The sequence below is a fragment of the Haloferax profundi genome (assembly GCF_001469865.1).
GTDB lineage: Archaea > Halobacteriota > Halobacteria > Halobacteriales > Haloferacaceae > Haloferax > Haloferax profundi.
The window spans coordinates 1-222 of sequence record NZ_LOPV01000418.1; the positions used below are offsets into that span (position 1 = coordinate 1).

The window sequence follows — 222 nt, forward strand, 5'->3', positions numbered from 1 at the left end:
GGTGTTAGAGTCGATGGGATGGACCCGCTGGCGATGTACGTCGTGACTACTGCAGCACGTGAGAAGGCGCTGGATACAGTGAACGATGTCCACCGTCCGACGCTCATCGAAGCTATCCAATATCGGTACGGAGCACATACTACCGCAGACGACCCGACTGTCTACCGGGACGAGGCAGAAGTCGAAGAATGGCGGGAGAGAGACCCGCTCGAACGGTTCGAG

At 58.1% G+C, this 222-nt stretch carries 1 protein-coding gene; it reads left to right on the forward strand.

Annotated features, from left to right (window positions below; genetic code table 11):
* Positions 1 to 222: thiamine pyrophosphate-dependent enzyme (locus AUR66_RS14195; RefSeq protein ID WP_269432596.1), on the forward strand; the 222-nt coding region annotated here is incomplete at both ends.